Origin of the sequence: Microcoleus sp. T3_D1 (genome assembly GCF_036700405.1) — a bacterium.
Classification (GTDB): Bacteria; Cyanobacteriota; Cyanobacteriia; order Cyanobacteriales; family Microcoleaceae; genus Microcoleus.
This window is the reverse complement of sequence record NZ_JAUBOV010000018.1, coordinates 17,318-38,984: the sequence shown is the minus strand read 5'-3', so window position 1 is coordinate 38,984 and position 21,667 is coordinate 17,318. Positions and strand designations below refer to the sequence as shown.

13 protein-coding genes and 1 pseudogene are annotated in these 21,667 nt (G+C 46.7%); 8 read left to right on the top strand and 6 right to left on the bottom strand.

What is annotated here, in order from left to right; translation table 11 throughout:
• Positions 1-2,700: S8 family serine peptidase (locus tag QT992_RS10665; RefSeq protein WP_333376955.1), on the bottom strand; the 2,700-nt coding region annotated here is incomplete at its 3' end.
• Positions 2,701-3,358: 658 nt separating this feature from the next.
• On the opposite strand from QT992_RS10665, the gene QT992_RS10660 reads away from it, so the two are divergent.
• Positions 3,359-6,172, top strand: a complete 2,814-nt coding sequence (locus QT992_RS10660) for a chloride channel protein (RefSeq protein ID WP_333338114.1) — start codon at positions 3,359-3,361, stop codon at positions 6,170-6,172.
• A 27-nt stretch (positions 6,173-6,199) separates the two neighbouring features.
• Here the strand turns inward: QT992_RS10660 and QT992_RS10655 are convergent, their stop codons facing one another.
• Positions 6,200-6,334 (bottom strand): hypothetical protein, encoded by a 135-nt coding sequence (locus tag QT992_RS10655; RefSeq protein ID WP_333376953.1) that lies wholly within the window; start codon positions 6,332-6,334, stop codon positions 6,200-6,202.
• A gap of 168 nt (positions 6,335-6,502) precedes the next feature.
• Positions 6,503-8,014, bottom strand: coding sequence for an FAD-dependent oxidoreductase (locus QT992_RS10650; protein ID WP_333319144.1), 1,512 nt, complete (start codon positions 8,012-8,014; stop codon positions 6,503-6,505).
• 101 nt (positions 8,015-8,115) lie between these two features.
• Between QT992_RS10650 and QT992_RS10645 the strand changes: the two genes are divergently transcribed.
• From QT992_RS10645 to QT992_RS10630, 4 genes are all read left to right on the top strand, one after another.
• Positions 8,116-8,961 carry an ABC transporter permease gene (locus QT992_RS10645; RefSeq protein ID WP_333338110.1) on the top strand — a complete coding sequence of 282 codons (846 nt, stop codon included), beginning with the start codon at positions 8,116-8,118 and terminating at the stop codon, positions 8,959-8,961.
• A 110-nt stretch (positions 8,962-9,071) separates the two neighbouring features.
• Positions 9,072-9,923 (top strand): ABC transporter permease, encoded by an 852-nt coding sequence (locus QT992_RS10640; RefSeq protein ID WP_333319149.1) that lies wholly within the window; start codon positions 9,072-9,074, stop codon positions 9,921-9,923.
• Between the two features lie 51 nt (positions 9,924-9,974).
• Positions 9,975-11,033, top strand: a complete 1,059-nt coding sequence (locus tag QT992_RS10635; protein ID WP_333319151.1) for a spermidine/putrescine ABC transporter substrate-binding protein — start codon at positions 9,975-9,977, stop codon at positions 11,031-11,033.
• A 220-nt stretch (positions 11,034-11,253) separates the two neighbouring features.
• Positions 11,254-12,342, top strand: a complete 1,089-nt coding sequence (locus tag QT992_RS10630; protein WP_333319161.1) for an ABC transporter ATP-binding protein — start codon at positions 11,254-11,256, stop codon at positions 12,340-12,342.
• Positions 12,343-12,528: 186 nt separating this feature from the next.
• Here QT992_RS10630 and QT992_RS10625 read toward each other — a convergent pair whose 3' ends face one another.
• Both QT992_RS10625 and QT992_RS10620 read right to left on the bottom strand, forming a co-directional pair.
• Positions 12,529-13,911 (bottom strand): transposase, encoded by a 1,383-nt coding sequence (locus QT992_RS10625; RefSeq protein ID WP_333338106.1) that lies wholly within the window; start codon positions 13,909-13,911, stop codon positions 12,529-12,531.
• A 209-nt stretch (positions 13,912-14,120) separates the two neighbouring features.
• A complete protein-coding gene (locus QT992_RS10620; protein WP_333338103.1) occupies positions 14,121-16,208 on the bottom strand; it encodes a thioredoxin domain-containing protein in 2,088 nt (695 codons plus the stop codon).
• 127 nt (positions 16,209-16,335) lie between these two features.
• Here QT992_RS10620 and QT992_RS10615 point away from each other — a divergent pair, with 127 nt between their 5' ends.
• Both QT992_RS10615 and QT992_RS10610 read left to right on the top strand, forming a co-directional pair.
• Positions 16,336-17,910, top strand: coding sequence for an outer membrane protein assembly factor BamB family protein (locus QT992_RS10615; RefSeq protein ID WP_333338100.1), 1,575 nt, complete (start codon positions 16,336-16,338; stop codon positions 17,908-17,910).
• 185 nt (positions 17,911-18,095) lie between these two features.
• Positions 18,096-18,368: a hypothetical protein gene (locus tag QT992_RS10610; RefSeq protein ID WP_333319157.1), complete on the top strand. Its 273-nt coding sequence runs from the start codon at positions 18,096-18,098 to the stop codon at positions 18,366-18,368.
• A gap of 8 nt (positions 18,369-18,376) precedes the next feature.
• On the opposite strand, the pseudogene QT992_RS33580 reads toward QT992_RS10610, so the two are convergent.
• Positions 18,377-18,522: pseudogene (locus QT992_RS33580) on the bottom strand (DUF255 domain-containing protein); the annotation flags it as partial.
• A 1,195-nt stretch (positions 18,523-19,717) separates the two neighbouring features.
• Between QT992_RS33580 and QT992_RS10605 the strand changes: the two are divergent.
• Positions 19,718-20,461, top strand: a complete 744-nt coding sequence (locus QT992_RS10605; protein WP_333338098.1) for a PEP-CTERM sorting domain-containing protein — start codon at positions 19,718-19,720, stop codon at positions 20,459-20,461.
• Positions 20,462-21,667 lie beyond the last annotated feature (1,206 nt).

The following is a 21,667-nucleotide window of genomic DNA, read 5'->3' as shown; positions in this document are numbered from 1 at the left end:
GTCGGCACCGTTTCCGCCGAAAACTTCGTCATTGCCGTCGCCGCCGGAGAGCAAATTATTGCCCAATTCATCGTATAGGATGTCATTTCCCGCGCCGCCAAAGAGGCTGTCGTCACCATCCTCGCCATTTAAGGAGTCATCGCCGGGAGTTCCCCGTAATATTCTCCCCGGAGTTGGTGTTGCCGGAGTTGGAGTTGGTGTTGCCGGAGTTGGAGTTGGTGTTGCCGGAGTTGGAGTGAGAACCAGGAAAATGTCCTCACCACGCAGGTTGCCGACGTTGAGGAAGGGGCTGCTACTAGCCAAGAAAAAGTCTTCAATGGTCAAATCATCCGGCGATTTTAGCTTGCCGTCCTCGTTGAGGTCGATCACCAAATCGTCACCTCTTTTATTCATCCCCTTCTGCGATTTTGCGGGGAGGGTGTTTGTCAGGGTGGCGTTGTCGAGGATTAAATTATTGGCGACACCAACAGCTTTAATTTTGCTGCCTGCGGCTGTCTTGGCATCGAGGATGTAAGTAGTGTCTCCCATGATTCCCACTAGGGAGTCGCTACCGCCGCCGCCGATGAGGGTGTCGCCGGTACCGGAGGCGATGAGGGTGTCGCCGGTACCGGAGGCGACGAGGGTGTCGTTGCCGCGGCCGCCCCAGAGGGTGTTGGGTGCTTCGTTGCCGACTATTGAGTCATCTCCGTCACCGGCGAAGACATTCTCGATGATGCTGTCGGGGTCGATGGTCAGGGTTTGAGTATCAGGGAGTTGTTGGCCTGTAACTGTGCGGCCTGGTAGGGTACTTTCTCCACCGCGCTTTAGGTTGATAATAACGTCGTCAGTGATGGCGGCAACGTTGATGATGTCGTTGCCGCCGTTGGTGTCGCTGAGAGTTTTGCGGGCAGCATCGTTTGTATCGGTGAAACTTGCGAACTCGTTGGTATAGATGTAGGTGTTGTCGTTAATGATGTCGTCGCCGTACAGCCGTAAAGTTGCCTCTTTGAGTTTGCCGACATTGTTGCCGCTGGTGAGAATGTTTATCTTGTCATCGGGGGAGTTTTCATAGACATAGGGCTGACCCGTATTTTTGAGGTCGTTGGTGGCGCTATTATCGGAAATGTTCAGCGTCCAATCGCCAAGGCCGGTTTCTCCCCAGTGGCGGGCGCTGCTGAAGGTGTAGCTAACAGTTGTGCCTTTGAAACCGTAGTCTTCTTTTGCACGGCCGACCTCGGTGTAGTAAGGGAGACGATCGAGAATGATACTCTCGGTTTTATCGGGAGATGTCAGCTTGACTACTAAGTCTTGAAATTGACCGTGCTCGATATTCAAGTCTAGTTCGAGCTTGTCGATGTTGATGCCTTGAGTAATCTTGAAGGTTTGATTGATTCCTGCGGGATTATTGTCGGGGATATCTACCCCCGATTCTGGCAGGGTCAAATTGGCAATTTGAACTTTCTCATTTACCGCAGTTGCCGCTTCATTTTTGGCAGTTCCAGATTGCAATTGCCAAGTTTCAGCCAACCGCACTGCTGCTGTGGCATCGACTAATCCGAAGCCGTAGTCGTGATTGACGTGGAGTCCGCCACCGTTCCAGTTTTTAGCACCGTTGAATGTCCAAGCGTCCTTACCAGAGTCATCTTTCTGGGCATTGGGGTCATTTTTGCGGGCTGAGTAAGCCAGGATTTCCTGAACGTCGCGGTAGCCGAGTTTGGGATTGGCTTGCAACATTAAGGCTGCAACGCCGGCAACCATCGGCGCCGCTGCTGAGGTGCCGCCAAAGCCTGCGTGGTAGTCAAGCTCCTTAAAATCGCTCAGATTATCTTTTCCATTATTTGCATTGGTTACCCCCTTTTTCGCTCGCTCGTTGAGGCGTGGCGCGCTTGCTGTTTGGCTCTTGTTGTTGGAGCCATTATTGCCACTATCTCGAGTAGGGCTACTGTGGGTGTTGTAGCCATCATTGCCGATACGATCGACGGTAGCGATACTGGTGGCCTGGTCGCCGAAGGCTGAGACTAAGAGTGGTGCACCCGGAGTGCTGTATGGGGCCACAACTCCTTTATTGTCGATCGCTGCTACAGCAATTACATAGCGGCTGTTCTCGTAACTGCCTAAGTTGACATTTCTCCCCCGCTTTCCTGCTCGTTGCAGATTGGGGTCTGGGTTAACCTCTTGACGGTCGTTTCCCCCGGCCCAGGTAAATACTGTGCCCAACCCCCTGCGGCCGGCAGTGACGGCCTTTTCGATCGGTTTTTCGTAGGCAGGGTTGATGTGGAAATGGTGGACACGAACCCAGCTATTGTTGGAAACGTCGAAATCAACTTGGCTTGCCAGGCTAGCGGTCTGATCCTTATCATTAAAGCTGAAACTGCTGATGCTCGCTACTCCGTAAGCAACGCCGACGGTGCCGACTTCATTTCTTTGTGCTGCAATAATGCCAGCTACAGGGGTGCCATGCTTATTATTATCTGCCGGGTTGAACCCTGTTTTGGCTGGCAGGTCTGGGTGATTGAGATCAACACCATCATCAACGACGCCTACTTTGATGCCTTCGCCGGTATACTCTGGCCACAGAGGGACTACATTGAGATCCATGCCTGGATTTGGGTCAATTTTCCTGCCTTCGATGTTTGTCTGTCCGGTGTTGAGCAGCCACCACTGATCCTTAGCTAGGGGATCTTGTAAGTCATCTGAGTCGTTCGGCAATTTGATAGCCATAAGAATGATCTCCTGATAATTTTCTTACCTGCTTCTGAAAGCGAGTGGATCGGAGAAGAAGGCGATATCATCTGCCATGAGATGATATCGCCTTCTCGCTGCATCCCCCTTCAGATAGATTTTTTTATAGATCGGTGGCAATGGCTAAACTAATTCCCCGGAAATAAAAATTCCCTGTTACAGTTCACAAATATCCAACTGCGTATAGAACCCAAGCGATCGCGGGTTGACTTTCGCTATCTCTATTATTGCTGTCGGTGGCTGTTTGTAGAAGTCGGAAAAGTCGGATCTTCAAGTCCCAAAAGTCGGAAAAGTCGGATCTTTGGCGATGAGGGTGGTTGAGGCTTGACTTTTGACGGTTGTTGTGTGACAGGAATTGAATTTGCCAAAAGGGCGAAAGAATCCTCAGCAAAGTGAATCTCAACAAATCAGGGAAGTAGTTCTTCCGTACTTGTTATGGTAAATCGACTGCTGTGAGCCCTTCGACTGCTATGAGCGATCGCTAGCAAGATATCAAATGGGTTCTATAAACATATAGAATTAATCTGCGTTAATCTGCGTGAACCTCCGGTTAAAAATTAGTTATATTTTGCCAAGTCGAAGGATTTTTCGCTAAAGTGCGATCGAGCAGACAATTCTCAGGTCATCTACGCTATTTATGCCGTACATAACTATCCCTAAACAATTTAGGGAACCTTCCAGGGTCATCAAATCTCAACTTTTTTTACGGCCCAAACGCCTAGCCATTTTTGAAGCTTGTCTGATCGGTTTAATTTCAGGACTCGCTGGGGTTTTGCTCAAATCAGGAGTCGGATGGCTGGGCAGTTGGCGAGTTGCTACCTCGACAGTAATTCCAGCTTGGATATTACTGCCGGGCGTCGGTTTATGCGGCGGGTTGCTGACAGGTTTCTTGGTTGAGCGTTTTGCTCCCGAAACTGCCGGCAGCGGCATTCCTCACGTCAAAGCTGCTCTCGGCGGAGTCAATCTTTCCTTAGATTTGCGAGTAGCTGTCGCCAAACTTCTGACGACTATTTTAGCAGTTGGTTCCGGTTTAACTTTAGGAAGGCAAGGCCCGACTGTGCAAATAGGAGCATCTTTGGCAGGCTGGATAGGTCACTTGATGCCAACTTCCCCAGACTACCGCCGACAATTGATTGCTTGCGGTGCTGCTGCGGGATTGGCTGCTGGTTTCAATACTCCCATTGCAGGAGTTTTGTTTGTAGTTGAAGAACTGCTGCACGATGTTTCGGGATTGACTTTAGGGACTGCAATTATCGCTTCATTTATCGGTGCAGTTGTCTCGCAGCTTTTGGGCGGCGATAGTTTAAATTTGAACCTTCGCGCGTACCAAAGCAGTTTTGAGGCTCAGGAAATCCCGTTCTACATACTGTTAGGAATTTTAGCAGGATTGCTGGGAGCTTTGTTCACGAAAGGGATTATTGCTAGCTTGCAATTTAACAGGCGCACCCTCAAATTAGCTTTGCCCGCGCGAGTGGCTCTAGCTGGCATAATCTGCGGTTCAGTAATAGCTTTTCTCCCAGAAACTTTCCGCAACAATACGGGTTTGCGGGAGTTTCTGCTGACCGGCGAAGCAAGCGGCATAACGAGTTTAATTGCTTTTGTAGCTCACTTTTTTCTAACTATTATTTCCGCTGCTTCTGGAGCTCCGGGAGGATTGTTCTCCCCTTCCCTAGTTATGGGTTCTGCACTCGGTCACATGGTAGGCATTGTGCAGGCAGATGTCCTGGGCGTTGGTTCGCCAGTAACTTACGCTTTGGCGGGAATGGGAGCGTTTTTTTGCGCGGTTACTAGAGCGCCGATTACTTCGGTAGTAATTGTGTTTGAAATTACGGCGGATTTCAAATTAGTGCTGCCTTTGATGATCTGTTCTGTAGTTGCTTATTTAATGGCAGAAAAGGTAGAAAGTGGCTCGCTGTACAATCACCTTTTGGAGTTTAACGGTATTCAACTGACGCAGGCACAAGCTGCCAGCAATACTTTGAGCGACTTGCACGCAGATGACGTGATGCAGCGCCGAGTTGAAACTCTTTCGAGTCTGCTGACTTTCGATGAAGTGATGCAGGCTTTTTCGCGATCGCACCACCGAGGATTTCCAGTAGTTGAAGATGGCAAATTAGTCGGAATTGTCAGTCAAACCGATTTGGCAAATGCCAGCGATCGCAATTTGTCCGGCAACTCGCTGCTTAAAGAATTTATGACTGTACAGCCGATCGCAGTCAAAGCAAGGGATACTTTAAGCGAGGTTCTGTACAGGCTCAACAACTACAATATCAGCCGTTTGCCAGTCGTAGAAGGTCGGCGTTTGGTGGGAATTATTACCCGCAGCGACATTATCCGAGTTGAATCCGATCGCCTCAGCGGAGAAACAACCCAGGGCCCGCACCCAGAACCTTCCTATGTTGTCTATCAAACCCGGGCTCCGCAAGTCGGAAACGGCCGGTTATTAGTGCCGCTTTCTAACCCCCAAACAGCACCCGCTTTGCTGCGGCTGGCGGCGGCCATTGCGCGCGATCGCAATTACGAATTAGAATGCCTGCAAATCATCATAGTACCGCGCAACAGTTCCCCCTCAGAAAGCGCAGTGCGGACAACCAAAAGCCGCCGCCTGCTACAACAAGCCGAGCGAATAATTCGCAATTGGAACTTGCCGGTACACACCCAAATACGGGTAGCTCACGACGTGCCTAACGCGATTTTGGAGACAATAAAGGAGCGACATATCGATTCAATTTTGATGGGCTGGCAAGGCGAATTTTCCACAAAAGGACGCATTTTTGGCGATGTGGTGGATACCGTAATTCGGCAAGCAGGCTGCGAGGTTATTTTGGTAAAGTGGAGCGAAAAACTATTAGCAACACGCAAGAAAAATGAGTTTTCCCCTACTTTCAGCGGACGCAAATATGCGTCTATAGAATGGGAGTTAAATCCCGAAAAAGTTGACGGCGCAGATAATCCCCCATTGGCGATATCCTCAGATTCATCAGCGACTCCAGAGACTGAACTTTCCCCGCCGAATTCAGACATTCCAGGGCCAGAATTGGGACTGCACACGCTGATGGGTTTGCACCGCTGGTTGGTTCCTATTCGCGGCAGTTACAAGCAAGCTGCGGCTTTGCGGCTGCTACCTGCTTTGGTGGCTGCGAGTGCTGTACCGGAGATTAAATTGTGTCAGGTTCATCAGCCTTCTGTTGCAGAACCAGATCGCGGAGAATTAAAGCAAGCGGCGGAGTTTATCAAGCGCCGGGTTAGCTGTTCGATAATAGCGACTTCGGTTTGCGCTAAATCGGTTTCTGATGCTTTAATTGATTTGGCTCAGAACGATCAGTGCGATGCGATCGTCCTGGGAGCGAGCCGCGAAGGGCTGCTGAAGCAGGTGATTCACGGGAATATCCCGGAAGCTGTGGCGCGCGGGTGCGACTGTACAGTCATTTTAGTGCGATCGGCCTCTTAGCTAACCAGACGGGAATCCCCCTTCTTCCTAACATCTGTTAAATCTCACATCTTGCACCATTCTCAAGAACAGGCAAGATGCCTGTTCCACAAAGAGTGAATTTTCTTGTGGAACAGGCATCTTGCGTTCCACAAAGAGTGAATTTTCTTGTGGAACAGGCATCTTGCCTGTTCATAAAAAGCTTATTGAGAATGGTGCAACATCTCAGTGGGGTCGGGCGGGTTTATAGAACCTATTTGCAAGCTTTAAGGCTGTTGGCGAACCCGCCCCTACGGCTAATGGAGAATGGTGGAATATCTCTGTTAAATGCGTTGCAGAATTTCCTTCTTCTTATGGCAGCCAAAAATCGGGAATGAATGTTTTAGTCAAACTGCGAGTAAACTGATTAATCTTTCGCCCGATTTGAATGTGCGGTTCGTCAGCTTCCACGGGAATAATTGCCGCTTTTTTCCCAAGTCCGAAACGCGAAATTACCAAATTAGCCGCTTCCAAACCAGTAACATAAGCTTTTTCCTGCGACCAAGAACCGTGGCGGGTGACAACCCAATCGCCGCTCATCAATACATTATCATAACTTGTTACCGCAGGCAATAAATATTGATAGCTGCCAGGGGCAAAATGCGTCACAGCCCGCGACAGCCGAATCGCGCTGCTGTCAATTACTTTTGCCTCCCGAAAAGCGGGGATGCAAGTCGCTAAATCCCGCTGAACTAAGGAAACAATTTCCTCATCTTTTAGGGGAATTAATTGATTTGCGTGATAAAAGTCAGCTTCGACAACTGTTCCCGGTTCGTCTCGAAATTCGTCGTGCAAAGCATTCAAATCAAAAAACGTCCAACCTGTAGTTGAACTAAATCCAAAACAGGCATTAGAAGGCAGGGGAATGTCAATTTTTCTGTCAAACCACAGGCGAACAGCTAACACGTCAACTGCACCCAAATTCATCGCGTCCCGAAACTCTTGGCGGCTTTGCAAAGCGGGGCTGCTGCTGATTATTTTTTGCATTCCCGTGACGCCAACTGCAAAAATAACTGCATCTGCCTCGAAGGTTTCTTCACCGCAAACAACGCCTGTGGCTCGGTTGTTGCTGTCCACTATTAAATCAGTAACTCGCTGCTTTGTCAATACTTTTGCACCGAGTTTTTCCATGCGATCGACCCACGGGCGAAATATTTTTTCTCCGACTGTTCCGCGACACCAAACTACATCAAAATCCGGTTGGTGTGCTAATATGAAATAATAAAGCATTCCCAAAGCTGCGGCGGCAGAACATTGTTCTCCGGGTGCAAATAAACCTACTAATAACATAGGCTCAAAAGCATCGCGGTACAGTCTTGCAGAAACGCCAAACTGTTTGAAGAGCTCGCGGGCTGTGACGCGATCGTACCTGCGCCAAGCTTCGTCGGAATTGTCGAAATCTAGGACGGCGTAGAGTAAGGGTAAGGCGGAAAGCCGATCGACTAATGGCAGCCTTTTAAATCTGGTGTAAAGAAAGGTTCCTAACGGTGTGGGAAGCCGCGGTTCGTCCTGAAAAATCGGCGATTCTACTTCCAATCCCGCCGGTGAATACTGACAAGAACGAGTCCAAGGCGTGAAGGGATCGAGTCCTAATTCCTTGACTAAGGAAAAGATATTTTTGTAGGGATACCAGAAGCCATGAATCCCAGCTTCTACGGAACGCCCGCCGGCGGTTTTCCACCCTGCAACTAAGCCACCCGGATAAGGGCCTGCTTCTAGCAGGGTGACATCATAGCCTTGCTGGGCTAGGTGATAGGTAGCGCCTAAACCGGCCCATCCTGCACCGACGACGACTATTTTTGGGGTTGACGATTCTGCTGACATTGCGTACCTCTTGATAATTTATTAATGATGACATAATTCAGAAAATGCGGATTTGATATAAAATGTGTTGCATTATGTGATAAATTTGGCTTGAGTGAATAATGGGTGTCAAAAACCGCCAGCAAACTAACCTGTTGCTGCTCTTATTTCCCGCTACCGCATGGCTGATGGTTTTCTTCATTTTGCCCGTGCTAATTGTACTGTTGTACAGTTTCTTAGAACGCGGTACTTACGGCGGTGTTACTTGGATATTTACTCTCAGCAACTACCAGCGTTTGTTCAGTGGACTTTTCTTAGGAGTAATTGGGCGATCGCTCTGGCTGGCTTTTCTAACAACTGCTGCTTGCTTGTTAGTTGGCTATCCCCTGGCATTTTTCATCGCCACCCGTTCTCCTCGCTGGCGAAATGCTTTGCTTTTGCTGGTAATTATTCCATTTTGGACTAATTTTTTAGTGAGAACCTACGCCTGGATCATACTCTTGCGTAGCGAAGGAGTAGTTAACACGGCCTTGCAAAGCCTGCAAATTATTAGCGAACCGTTAAATTTGCTTTTTACGCCTTTCGCTGTGGCGATCGGTCTTATTTACGGCTATTTACCTTTCATGGTTCTGCCTTTATATTCTAGCATAGAACGCTTCAATTTTTCATTGGTAGAAGCCGCTCACGATTTAGGGGCAAATGATATCCGCACTTTCTGGCGCGTTTTTTTACCGTTAACAACTCGCGGGATTGTTGCAGGCTCAATTTTGGTTTTTGTTCCCGCTGTCGGCGCTTTCATCACACCGGATATATTGGGCGGATCTAAAACATTTATGGTGGGAAATTTGATTCAAAATCAGTTTATGAAAGCCCGCGATTGGCCTTTTGGATCGGCGCTTTCTATGCTGTTGACGGTAATCATATTGATTCCGGTGTTAATTTACTTCCGCGTGTCTGACGAAACTTAAACAGGTAGATTGAGATTGACAGTTGGGTGGGGGCGGGTTTATGAGATTATTGGTCTTAGGCACAGATTGTCTGTAAAACCCGCCCCTACAGGCGAACTTATTTTTGACTAATGACTAAACTAGATATACTCGTGCGGGCGATCGGCAAAAAGTGGCTTTGGGTACAAGCTGTACTAGCATTAGCCTTTCTTTACTTGCCAATTCTCATCTTAATTATTTACTCCTTTAACGCCTCCAGATTCAATGCCGTTTGGCGCGGCTTTACCCTCGATTGGTACCGCAGTTTGTTTAGCAATGCAGGCGCGACGATTGCTACGAGTAGCAGTGCCGGAATCTGGACAGCACTCAACAACAGCTTGCTAATTGCAGCTATTTCGACTGTGCTAGCAAGCATTTTTGGTACAATGCTCGCCCTAGCGCTGGAACGCTTTCATTTTCCGGGGCGCAAAGCCGTAGAAGCTTTACTGTTTTTGCCGATTATCATGCCCGAAATTACGATCGGCATTTCGCTGCTAGTTTTCTTTACCCTAGTATTTCGGATCGTAGAAAATCTCACGGGAATTCGCCTGAATCTCGGCTTACCTACCGTAATTATCGGTCACATTGTCTTTAATATTTCCTTTGTGACTATTACTGTCAGGGCGCGTTTGGCGGAACTCGATCCTCAATTAGAACAAGCAGCTTTTGACTTAGGCGCTAACGAATGGCGGACTTTTTGGCGCATCACTCTCCCTCTAATTTGGCCCGCTATTTTCAGCGCTGCACTGCTGGCTTTTACTCTGTCGCTAGACGATTTTGTCGTGACCTTTTTTACCACCGGCGTCGGTTCGATGACGCTGCCCTTATTTGTTTATGGCATGATAAAATTTGCAGTTACGCCAGCGATTAATGCCATTTCAACTTTGATGTTGTTGGCTTCATTGTTGCTGGTTGTATCATCGTTAAAAATTCAGAAAAGTTAAAAAAATTGCTTTCTGTGTCATAATTATTTTTGTCTGCAACTAACACAACCTATGAAACGCCTGCTGACTTTCCTACTTTTGTTTGTGATGAGCGCAACGGTGGCTTTCGGCTGTAGCCCCACAGGTGGCAACCAACAAGTGCTCAGCATTTACAATTATGCCAGTTATATCGCCCCAGAAGCGATCGCCCAATTCGAGAAAGAGAACAATGTTAAAATTCAATACGACACTTTCGAGAACAGCGACGCACTCTATGCCAAACTCAAACAGGGAAACCCCGGTTACGACTTAATATTTCCCGCCGATTACATGGTGAAAATCATGATAGCAGAAAATCTAATTGAGCCGCTGAATTTAAACAATATTCCCAACCAAAAGAACCTAGAACCTAAGTTTATAAATCAAGCTTTTGACCCTGGGAATAAATATTCCCTGCCCTACCAGTGGGGAACGATGGGAATTGGCTATAACGCGAAAACAATCCAGGGAGAAATTAACAGTTGGGCGGCGATGTTCGATCCAAAATATACCGGAAAAGTGGCGTGGCAAGACGATGCCAGATACACATTTGCAGGAGTTTTAATGTATTTAGGATTTGATCCAAATACAACCAATCCTGAAGAAATTAACAAAGCCCGCGATTTGCTGATTAAAAGTAACAATATCATTGCAGCTTTTGTCCCCGACACCGGGCAAAATATGCTAGATCAAGGAGAAATAAATCTGACAATGGAATGGAGCGGCGATATTTTCCAAGTGATGAAAGAAAATCCTAATATCCGTTACGCTATTCCCAAAGAAGGAACAATCATTTTTTCGGACAACATGGCAATTCCCAAAGGTGCGCCCCAGAAAGAGTTAGCGGAAAAATTTATTAACTTTATTTTGCAGCCCGAAGTAGGCGCCCAAATTTCCAATTTTACCCAGTTCGGATCGCCCAACAAAGCAGCAATCGATCGAGGTTTAATCGCCCCGAACGATTTGAAAAATCCTCAAATTTACCCGCCGGCTGAGGTGTTTGACAAAATGAAATTATTGCAGGATGTCGGGAAAGCAACTGCATTGTACGATCGAGCTTGGACGGAAGTTAAAGCAGGGGCTGGAAAGTAGATCTAAAACAGGTTTCTGCGGGGGCTGGTTCACTTAAGTTTTGAGTTTGCATGGGAGTTGCACCATCGTCAAGAACGGGCAAGATGCCCGTTCCACAATAAAATTAAGTTTTGTGGAACGGGCATCTTGCCCGTTCCTAAACAAGTAATTTAGAATTGTGCAAGATATCAGTTTAACCAGACTCGAACTCAAATTTTTATTACTCACACATACTAACAGAATGCACGCTGTCGAAGTTTTAGAAGTTTCCAAAGTATTTAAAAGTGTCCGCAGTCAAGATTTCTTAGCTGTAGACAACATCAACCTGCAAATTTACGATCGAGAATTCTTTTCTTTACTCGGCCCTTCGGGCTGTGGCAAAACTACAACTTTGCGAATGATAGCTGGTTTTGAAATTCCCACAGCAGGCGAAATTTATATTCACGGCCAACCGATGCAAAATCGCCCGCCATTTCACCGCCCAGTAAATACGGTATTTCAAAACTATGCTTTGTTTCCGCACATGACAGTAGCACAAAATGCCGCTTTTGGGTTAGAAATGGAGAATTTGCCTCAGAAAACAATTCGCGATCGCGTTGCGGAAGCCTTAGCATTAGTACAGTTAACCGAGGTAGGAAAACGCTATCCCCGCCAACTGTCAGGAGGACAGCAGCAGCGAGTAGCACTAGCAAGAGCATTAGTCAAACAGCCGTCTGTTTTGCTGTTGGATGAACCCCTAGGAGCGCTGGATTTAAAATTGCGTAAAGAGATGCAATTAGAATTGAAAAAAATGCAGCGAAAATTAGGAATTACGTTTATTTATGTAACTCACGATCAGGAAGAAGCACTAACGATGTCGGACAGAATTGCAGTGATGGATGGAGGAAAACTGCAACAAGTCGGCACGCCTGTTGATATTTATGAATATCCTAAAACGCGGTTTGTTGCTGATTTTATTGGCGACAGCAATTTTTTAAGTGGTCGAGTAGTAGAAAAGCAAAACGGTAAAATAATCGTGTTGGTTGACCAGCAGTTGCCCGTGTTAGTTGCAACAGCCGAAGATATGCCCGCTGGGAAAGTTGTCACCCTGGTGTTGCGGCCCGAAAAAGCTGCTATTTATCCGGCTAATTATGACGAGGAAAATAGCTGGCCGGGAATAGTAGAAGAGGCTATTTATATTGGCACTGATACGCGCTATACGGTGCGGTTGACTGCTAAAAGTTCGATCGCCCTTCGCCGACAAAACTTGCACAGAGATGACTTGCAGCGACACCAAGTCGGCGACAGCGTTCGAGTTGCCGTGCCGCCGGAAAGTATCTGCATTTGTTGACACTCAAGCGGGCTGAAGCCACTGAGATTCTTTGGAAGATTGAGGAGCCGATTGAAGATGTACTTCCTTCCCGGAAGAAGTAATCTACTTCTTCCTTCTGCTTCCTCCTTCTTCCTTCGCGTCTTCGCGGTTCAATAATATAGACAGTATTGGTGGTGACATACTCCCACATCAAGCTGAGTACAGCTATGATGTGGGCTTCTCAGCAGCCCGATAAAGGGTATGCAAGATTTCGTTTGTGGTACTGTTATCCATAGAACCAACTACAGAAAGATTCCCACTACGGCGTTTTATACTGGGGAAAATGCCCAACCCCAGTCTTTTTAGATTGATCGCAGCATTAATATCGCGATCTACCATCAAAGAGTTTTGCTCGTCCCAATAGTCTCGCATACTACAATCGGTGAAAATAACTTCATCCCGATAACTGAGTACCATTGAGGTATAAGCAGGTTTATGTGAAATGACGGCTGCTCCAGCTTTTCCGGCTATGTAGTCCAGCGTCGTAAAAAATTGCCCAAAGGCTGCATCTTGCCAAGACTTATTTAGTCCTGACTTAGCAGATTGACCGTTAGGAAGATAACTTCCATTATCATCTTGCTTGCTCTTATTCCGCTTCATCAAACCTTTGAGGTTTAAGTCTTCATGGAAAAAGAACTTAGCTCCCGTTCTCACCAGTTTGTGAGCGGTTTTGTAATGGAAGTCTTTACGAGAACGAGCAATTCTTTGGTGTTGCCTCGCCTCTTTTTTTGCTAATTTGCGTCTTGACTTAGAAGCGCGTTTTCGTTTGTTTCGCTTCGTTGAAATGCGATCTAATTTAGATTGATTTTTTCGGAGCGGTTTTAATGAGGGTAATTTCTCTCCTTCAGATGTGGCAAGGTAGACATCTTCGTGCAAAACTGCATCCAAGCCAATTGAGTTATCCCAAGTCGGAGTAAGTAGTTCTGGTGTAGATTCAGGAACAGAAGCGTCTTCAAGATTTAACTGAATAAACCAACCGTCAGCTTTCCTGGTGACACTAACTTGTTTGACAATAAACCCATCTGGAGTTCGGCGGTGCATCCTAACTTTTACAACTCCCAATTTGGGTAATCGAAGGTAAAACCAGTTCTTGCGAATTAATTTAATCCAATCATCACCCGCAGTTGGGAAAGTCATAGTGCGGTAGTCAGCCTCGGTTTTAAATCGAGGTCTGCCAGACTTTCCACCTTTACTGTTACCGACAATAAACCGTTCAAAGGCTTTGTCTACTCGCTTAGAGACATCTTGCAGTACGGTTGAATCTACTTGCTTAAAATCCAACAACTCACCACTATGGACTACTTTAACCACATCTTTTTTGAGAATTGGCAGTTGTTGTTTTTGGTGGTAGTAATTTGGTTTCTCTCTGGGAGCGGCAATGCTGGTTATCAAGGGGCAAGCGTTTACAGTAGTGCGATTCTTTTCCCACCAATCAAATCTATCCCCTAACTGGCGGTTATACCAATAACGGCAAATTCTGAGCCATTGGTTGAGGGTTAGCTTTTGATTGGTGTCGGGATAGAATTGGTACTGGTAGGTCCCTTTCATTGGATCACAGCCGATACGTATCAATTAGTCTTAATTTAACATAAAATCATTGAACAAGTCAAAAAATTATTTTGTTCGTCTCGTCATCCACCCGCCCACTGCTCAAAGCTATGCTTTGAGATTGTGAACTGGTGGAATCCTCGTCTCACGCGACGAGTCATCCCACACTAACCTCGATCGGTATAGTGTGGGCATTCCCGTCTGTTTAGCTAAACTCGCGTTTGACTTTGCAAAATTTCCTCCAACAGCCGCTCTTGACTTTTCGCCGGTTCCTTGCAAGTCAAACACTCGCAAACTAACCCGATAACCCCTTCAGGCAAATCAGCCTCAATCTGACAGACAGCAGTCGGATAATACTGAGAAATCAACCCAGCAATTCGATCGGGAGTCGTGCGAATCAGGGTAGAATGCTGATACCAGTCGATCGCCGAAAGTAGACTCGGACAAGCTTGCGGAGCATCTTGTACGATACTGCTGAAAGCTTGCAAAGCTTGCTCAGCGCGATCGAGATATTCTAAATTCGGGCCCAACAGTGCGAGGCGAACCAAAGAGGCGATCGCAATTCCATTCGCCGCCGGAGTTGCATTGTCTATATAGCTGCGTTCCCGCACCAACAAATCTCCGCTAGCATCCTTAGCAGTATTGTAATATCCTCCCAATTCCACGCTCCACAAAAACTCATCAAATTCTTCTTGCACCTGCACAGCTTTCTCCAACCAAAACTGAGAATTCGGCAACTGTTTTGCCTCTTCCCCGTTGCCTAAAGTCAAACTCGCTTGATGCAAATCCAACAAAGCTTTCACAAACAAAGCATAATCTTCCGACTGCGCGGTAAGAGCAGAGTGTCCGTCATAATTCAACCGCTGAAACCGCCCATCCGTCCACTGATTGTCTAACATAAAATTAGCCGCTTTCACAGCTAATTCCAGATATTCCAAATTTCCAAAAACAGCCGCAGCGCGGGCCAAGCCCGAAATCATTAAGCTATTCCAAGCCGCAATCATTTTCGTGTCAGTAACTGCGGGAATTCTACCCGGCCAAGTGTCGTTTTTAGCTTCTTGATTGTTGCGGGCTGGCGGAAAGGTTTTTACAGTATCGCGATTGCCACCGTAGCGAACAGCAAAGAGTTTAGCCAAAGCCGTTTCTACCGTGTCGCTCAGTTTTCCCGGATGGCGGCGCTGCAATACATTCTTGCCTTCAAAATTGCCGTTGCGACTAACAGTAAACTGTGCTTTTATTTCTGCCAATTCCTCAGCAGTTAATAGTTGTTCCAGTTCCGCATAAGTCCAGACATAAAATGCTCCTTCTTCCGGTTCAACTTCTTCAGAAGTATTAAAGCTGTCAGCATCCTGTGCAGCATAAAAATAACCTGTCGGCGCAATCATTTCTCGCTTCAACCATTCTACTGTCCCCGCGATCGCAGTTTCAAAAGCGGGTTCTTGTATTCCCGCGCTCCACAAATTTGCTAAATACTCAACAATTTGACCGTTGTCGTAGAGCATTTTTTCAAAGTGTGGCACAGTCCAAGTCGCATCAACCGTATAGCGGTGAAATCCGCCTCCTACGTGGTCGTAAATGCCGCCCAATGCTAAGTCTAATCCGCGCTGAGTGCAGACTTGTTTGCTGTCGTATTTTGATTCAAAATTAAATCGCGTTCCCCGCAGTGCTAGCTCAGCATAAGGTATCATCGGAAAACTGGGGCCTGGGTTGCTGCCCGCAACAATTCCGGTGTTGAGTTCTAAGCCTTTTTGGAAGAGTTCGCGATTTAATTCGGCGGTTACTCCTGACAGCGCTGCCGTCTGTTGGAGGTTGCCTAAAATCTCTGCTTTGAAGGCTTCTACTTTGCCTTTTTCTGTGTCGTAAAAGCGGCGAATTGCTTGCAAAACTTCTAAAAATCCCGGCCGTCCGTAGCGCGGTTCTACGGGGAAATAAGTGCCTCCGTAGAAGGGAACTCGCTCGTCGGGAGTGAGAAAAACGTTGAGCGGCCAACCGCCTTGACCGGTCATCATTTGCAAGGTTTGCATATAAATGCTGTCGATATCCGGGCGTTCTTCGCGATCGACTTTTATCGGTATAAAATGCGAATTCATGTATTGGGCGATCGCGCGATCGGAAAATGCTTCTCCTTCCATCACCGTACACCAGTGGCAGCTAGAGTAGCCAATTGACAGGAAAATCGGTTTATTTTCGCTTCGGGCCGTTTCTAGGGCTTCGTCGCACCAGGGCCACCAGTCGATCGGATTTTCGGCGTGTTTCCGCAGGTAAAGGCTTTGGGATTGAGCAAGACGGTTGACCATAATCAAATCTACTTTTACTCGTGCTGGGTAAGCTTGTCAGTCCTCTAGCAGTTTAGCGCGAGATGTTTTAGTTGAGTTGTTGCTGATAATTATGTTTTAATATTAAGGCTGATTATCTCGATCTAATATGAGCTTATCATCTCGGAGAACCTTCAATCAACAGCTAGGACAATTTTTGCTGAGTGCTGCTGTTCCTCCTGCTGTTATCAAACTGAGCCAAACTGAATCCTCGGATCAAGCTTTATTAGAAACTAATCTTAACAATTTCCTGGCTAAAGCAGACCCAGAAATAGAATTATTAGTCCCGACCTTTTTAGGTAACGACAAGCGTCGGTTCTACGGCAGAGGTGTTCCGAAAAGCTTGAAGTTAATCGACAAATTTCAACTCGGCAGCGGCCGGACTTTTCTGGGAAGGCGGTCTGTAGTTTGGAGCGGTGCCGGTTGGACTGGACAGCCGACAATTACCAGAGACGGGGGAAAAACTTATTTAATTATAGGTGCTTATGACCACAATTTGCGAAAAATAGATATTGCTACCAATAAAGAAGTTTGGCGCTATAAATTTGATGATGTAATCAAAGGTTCATCAACTATTTATATCGATCAAAAAGCTAGCGCCGAAAACAGAATTGTAATTTTGCAGGGAAGCCGCAGTGGCGGTGGTGGCAAAAGTGTTGTGCCGAGTTTTAGGGCAATATCTTTTAGAACTGGCAAGGAACTTTGGAAATTGGACATCAGGAAAACGCCCAGCTACAGCCGGGATAATGACAGCAGCGCTTTGGACCTCGGCGGTGGCGTTTTGTTCAATGCGGGGGAAAATGCGATCGGCTATTTTCTCGATAGTTCCACAAGCAATGCAAAAATCAAACAAGGCATCAAGCAGCCCCATATCTTGTCGGAAGTACAGCTTTATGCAGCAGGAGATATCAGCAAACACGGCGGCAACTTGGTAGCCGAATCATCGCCATCGAGACTCAAAGATAGAATTTTTATAGCTGCTGGTTCCGGTCACATTTACGGTATTAGCATTGCAACTAAAAAGATAGTTTGGGATTTTTATACTGGTTCAGATTTGGATGGCAGTGCTGTAATTTCTAAATCCGGTAAACTATTTTGTGCCATTGAAAAACAATACATTCAGGGCAACGGCGGAGTGCTGAAGCTGAATCCAAACAAGGAACCGAATGCCAGCGTCGAATGGTTTTTCCCGACGGGAAATCGCCGACTTTCTAGCTGGGAAGGCGGGATAATTGGCTCGGTGGCGTTGAATGACGAGTACAATTCAGGGGAGTTTCCGGCGCTGTTTGCCACAAATGCACTCGACGGCAATTTGTACATCGGTTCCCAAGATATGATTACAGGTAAAAAAACTTTTGTGCCTTGGCGAAACCAGTCTTACGATACTCCGGTAATAGTATTTAAAAAAGCGATTGGTTCTTCAATTTCGACTCCGATTTTTACCGATGGCAATAAACTGATCAGTGCGGGATACAACGGTGTTTATTTGTTCAATTTGAATTGGGAACGAGCGAAGTCGGGGGATCAGAATGCTTTGAGAAATGCTAAAGGGGAGTTTTACCGTTTGAAAGTAATAGAATCGGGAAGATTTAAGCCGGGTATGTCATTTGAGGCGACGCCGGTAGTTTGGGACGGAATTGTGAGGATTTGTGCGAGGGATGGCTGGATGTATACTTTGGGTTAGTTATTGGTATTTTGTACTTCTATCGGGAACAGGCTTTCCGGCCTGTTCCACAATAACTAGACTCTGTTGTGGAACAGGCCGGAAAGCCTGTTCCTAAAAGGGTGTTGAAATCCGCCACCTATTCCTACGTGCCGTTTAACTGCGGGAACAGGCTTTCGGGCCTGTTCCACAATAACTAGACTCTTTTGTGGAACAGGCCCGAAAGCCTGTTCGGCATCATTTGTGAATTTCTTACTCCCTCCCCGCGAGTTCGGGGAGGGTTGGGGTGGGGTAAAAAATTTACGACTCCTGCAAGGATTGATATAGCAGCCGTACACGAGTTTGATTGGTCGCTGTTGATTTTACTAACCTGGGGATTGGGATTGTCGCTGAATACTGGGAATGTCGATCGAACTGAAGGGAAAGAGTACGAAAAAGGGTTTCAGGAGTGGCGGTTGAAGAAACAGGCGGGACAGTGAAAAGCGCTTTTTATCGGTATAAGGTGCGAATTCATGTATTGGACGATCGCCCGATCGCAAAATGCTTCACCTTCCATCACCCTACACCAGTGGCAGCGAGAGTAGCGAATTGAAAAAAAATCGGTTTATTTTCCCTCCGGGCCCTTTCTGAGGCAGCGATCGCACGCACACATTTTTTTGATGACAAGCTACTCAAACCCTTACAGCCTCAAGTATTTCTACTTGCTTATCACCCGTTAAATCTTGGAATCGAGCTTTTTCGGAAAAATAATATTAACCAATTTTTAGCGAAAGCAGACCCAGAAATAGAATTATTAGTCCCAACATTTTTAGATAACGACCACCGCGCCTTCCACGGTAGACGTAGCGCTGTTTCATTCTCTTGTAGGGGCAGCCCCCGTGGCAGCCCCAATCTCTTGTAGGGGCAATCCGACCCCTACTCCCCGTGGTTGCCCCAATCCCGTGACTGCCCCAATCCCGTGACTGCCCCAATCCCGTGGCTGCCCCAATCCCACCAAATGCCTAACCAATCCAGGAATGGGTCGGCATTCTTGGCACAACCCCTACAAAAAGCTGGTTTTCCGTAGGGGCAATCCGACCCCTACTCCCCGTGGTTGCCCCGAAACAGCCCTGACGGTAGAGGTGTTCCGAAAACTACGTCCCAGAAAGTCGAGTCGTCCCTTTACTCGGTCAAAGTTCCAGCGTCACAGATAATAACGAGCACCGAAACCATTGGTCTCTAAATTGAGATGTTGCACCACGGATCGATAAGCCTGTTTTGGGCGGCCTCTCCTGCCCAACCCCCACTCCCCACAAGAAAACTCATTCTTTGTGGAACGGGCCCCAGAGCCCGTTCTTGGTAATGGTGCAACATATAAGTCTAAAAGGCGCTGGTTGCTGAATCCGAAAGCGAGAATCGACGCACCGAATATGAGCCAATATTTTGTCCTGAGTTATAGCCCACATTCCGCGACTTCCACTGTCACTATCGGTTTTTACGTATTTTTACCCAGCAATCAACCTCTCACTTAAACTTTTCTACCGTACATTCACGGAGCAAAAACTTTTTAAGGGCCTAATTTACAGCTTTAAAAGAGTTTAATCAGTAATTATGCTGTGTGACACCCCTGTTTAGGGAGCTGAGTTATAGCTTTTTTAAAAGAGAGAGAAGTCAGGACTAAAATCCGGGTGGGAGCACCCCTATTATTTGATGCACGCCATAGGAAATAGCTAGCTAGAACTCATCAATTTAGGCATTTTGCCTAAATCCCATCAGCTTATTCCCAATCTTCATCGAATCTTTATCAAAACTACTTGCATTAACTTGTGCTTTGCTTTAGATTGAATATGTGAAGGAAAAAAACCTGCTTCCAGTCAACATAAAAATAAAGGTGTCAACCATGAAATCCCAATTTAACTTAGTCAAATCTATTTTAGCTGTTGCCGGTATCGCCGCCGTTAGTGCAGTATCCGCAGCACCGGCTTCCGCCATCGGCTTGGCACCTGCCTCCGCCTTCAGCTTTGCTAATATCGTGGGTGGGGATACGCCAGGAGATGCCTATGCAAACAGCTTCTCATTTAACGTAATTGACGAGGGTACATCAGTTCTTTTTAACATCATCAACTCTGGAAATGCCGCAGCCTCTGAGATGTTTATCAGTAAAGTTTTCTTTGATGATAATAACTTTCTGTCGGGTGTGGCTAACATTTATAACAATAGTAACGTAGCTTTTAGTGGGGGTGCTAGTAACGATCGGTTGCCTCAAGGTGGTAATGGCTTCACCACAGACTATGCCTTCTCACGTAACACTGGTGCTGGTAATAGATGGGGTATCCAAGGTGGCGAAACTTTGGGAGTGAGCTTTACTGGAAATTATAAGAACGTAGTTTCCGCTTTGAATACCGGTGCCTTAAAATTAGGTTTGCACGTTCAAGCCTTACCACAGGGCCAAAGCGATGCTTACCTCAGCACCATCAGCACTAGCAATACTGAAGCTACTCCTGAACCTTTAACAATGCTTGCTGCAGCAGCCGCTGTTGGGTTTGGTGCTAAGTTCAAAAAGCAACGCGCTCAGGCTCAAAAAGCTGAATAGGCTATCATTTGAACTCGTTTTCGATTCTGGCTTGATGCCAAACTGATTACTTTATGTTCGAGCTAAAAACCTGGTTTCTTGGTGAAACCAGGTTTCTTAGTATCTGATAGCGCGCCACCGTGAAAACCCCAGACTTTGAAGCCGAACTCAGAGCATCTTATATTTGTAAAAACACTTTTTCTGCTTCCTTCCTTCTTCATCTTTTCTCCTGGCTGCTGCCTCCAATTTCTAGCGGAGGGCTGCTTTCATTGAGATGATCCCGTCAAATCGCCCCTAGACAGCGCATTTAAGAACTACCGTAAGGCTGTTTCTGAAGCATTGCCGATATATAGCAATCCCTGCAGGAGTCGTAAATTTTTTACCCCACCCAAACCCTCCCCGAACCTCAAGGCTGTTTCGGGGCAACCACGGGGAGTAGGGGTCGGATTGCCCCTACGGAAAACCCGGCTTTTGTAGGGGCGATGCCAAGAGTGCCCGCCCCCACCCACAGATGATTTCATGGGCATTTCAGGCATAGGGCTCTTGACGAGGGTTGGCCCCTACAAGAAAATGAAATAGCCCTGCCCCGAAGCCGCTCTGAGGAAGAAATTCACAAATGATTTAGGATTGCTCTAAAGACACGCTCGATTCTTGAAAAGCAGATAATCACCATTGAGCATGGCTCCAACTCTAACTCGCTCAGCCGTATTTACTCGAACCTCAGTGTCACACCGTGCGCGGTGCCAATTGCGTCTAGTCTCAAGAAATCCAAGCCTCCTTGAGGCTACTTATTTTTAATTTTTGTTGATTCACTCGCTTTTTAGTCTTTGCTTCCAGGGGCCAAGTAAGCAAGCGCTAGGCAACCCAACCAATCATTTTGAGTAGCAGTCTTTTCAATAGGTGTCCTAATGCTGAGCTATGCGTTGCCTCTGAGTCTCATCATTCATCAAATTCCAGAGTGTCTACTAACCTCATCTCAAAGATTTACAGCCCTTAAAATCCTCCGAGTCCTTTCCGTAGGAGGGGTTCAAGCTACTGAGTTGTCCACATACCCTACTATTTTTATGATATGCTTTTACAATAGTCTGGACTGTTTTTAGTCCGTAGTCTGAAACCCTCGATTTTCCGTGGGTACTTTGATTGCCGAATCGCCGGGAAACCCTTATTCTACGGTTTGCCATCAAAAACAGTCCGCAGTATGGCTCTCATCAATCAACTAATAACTAA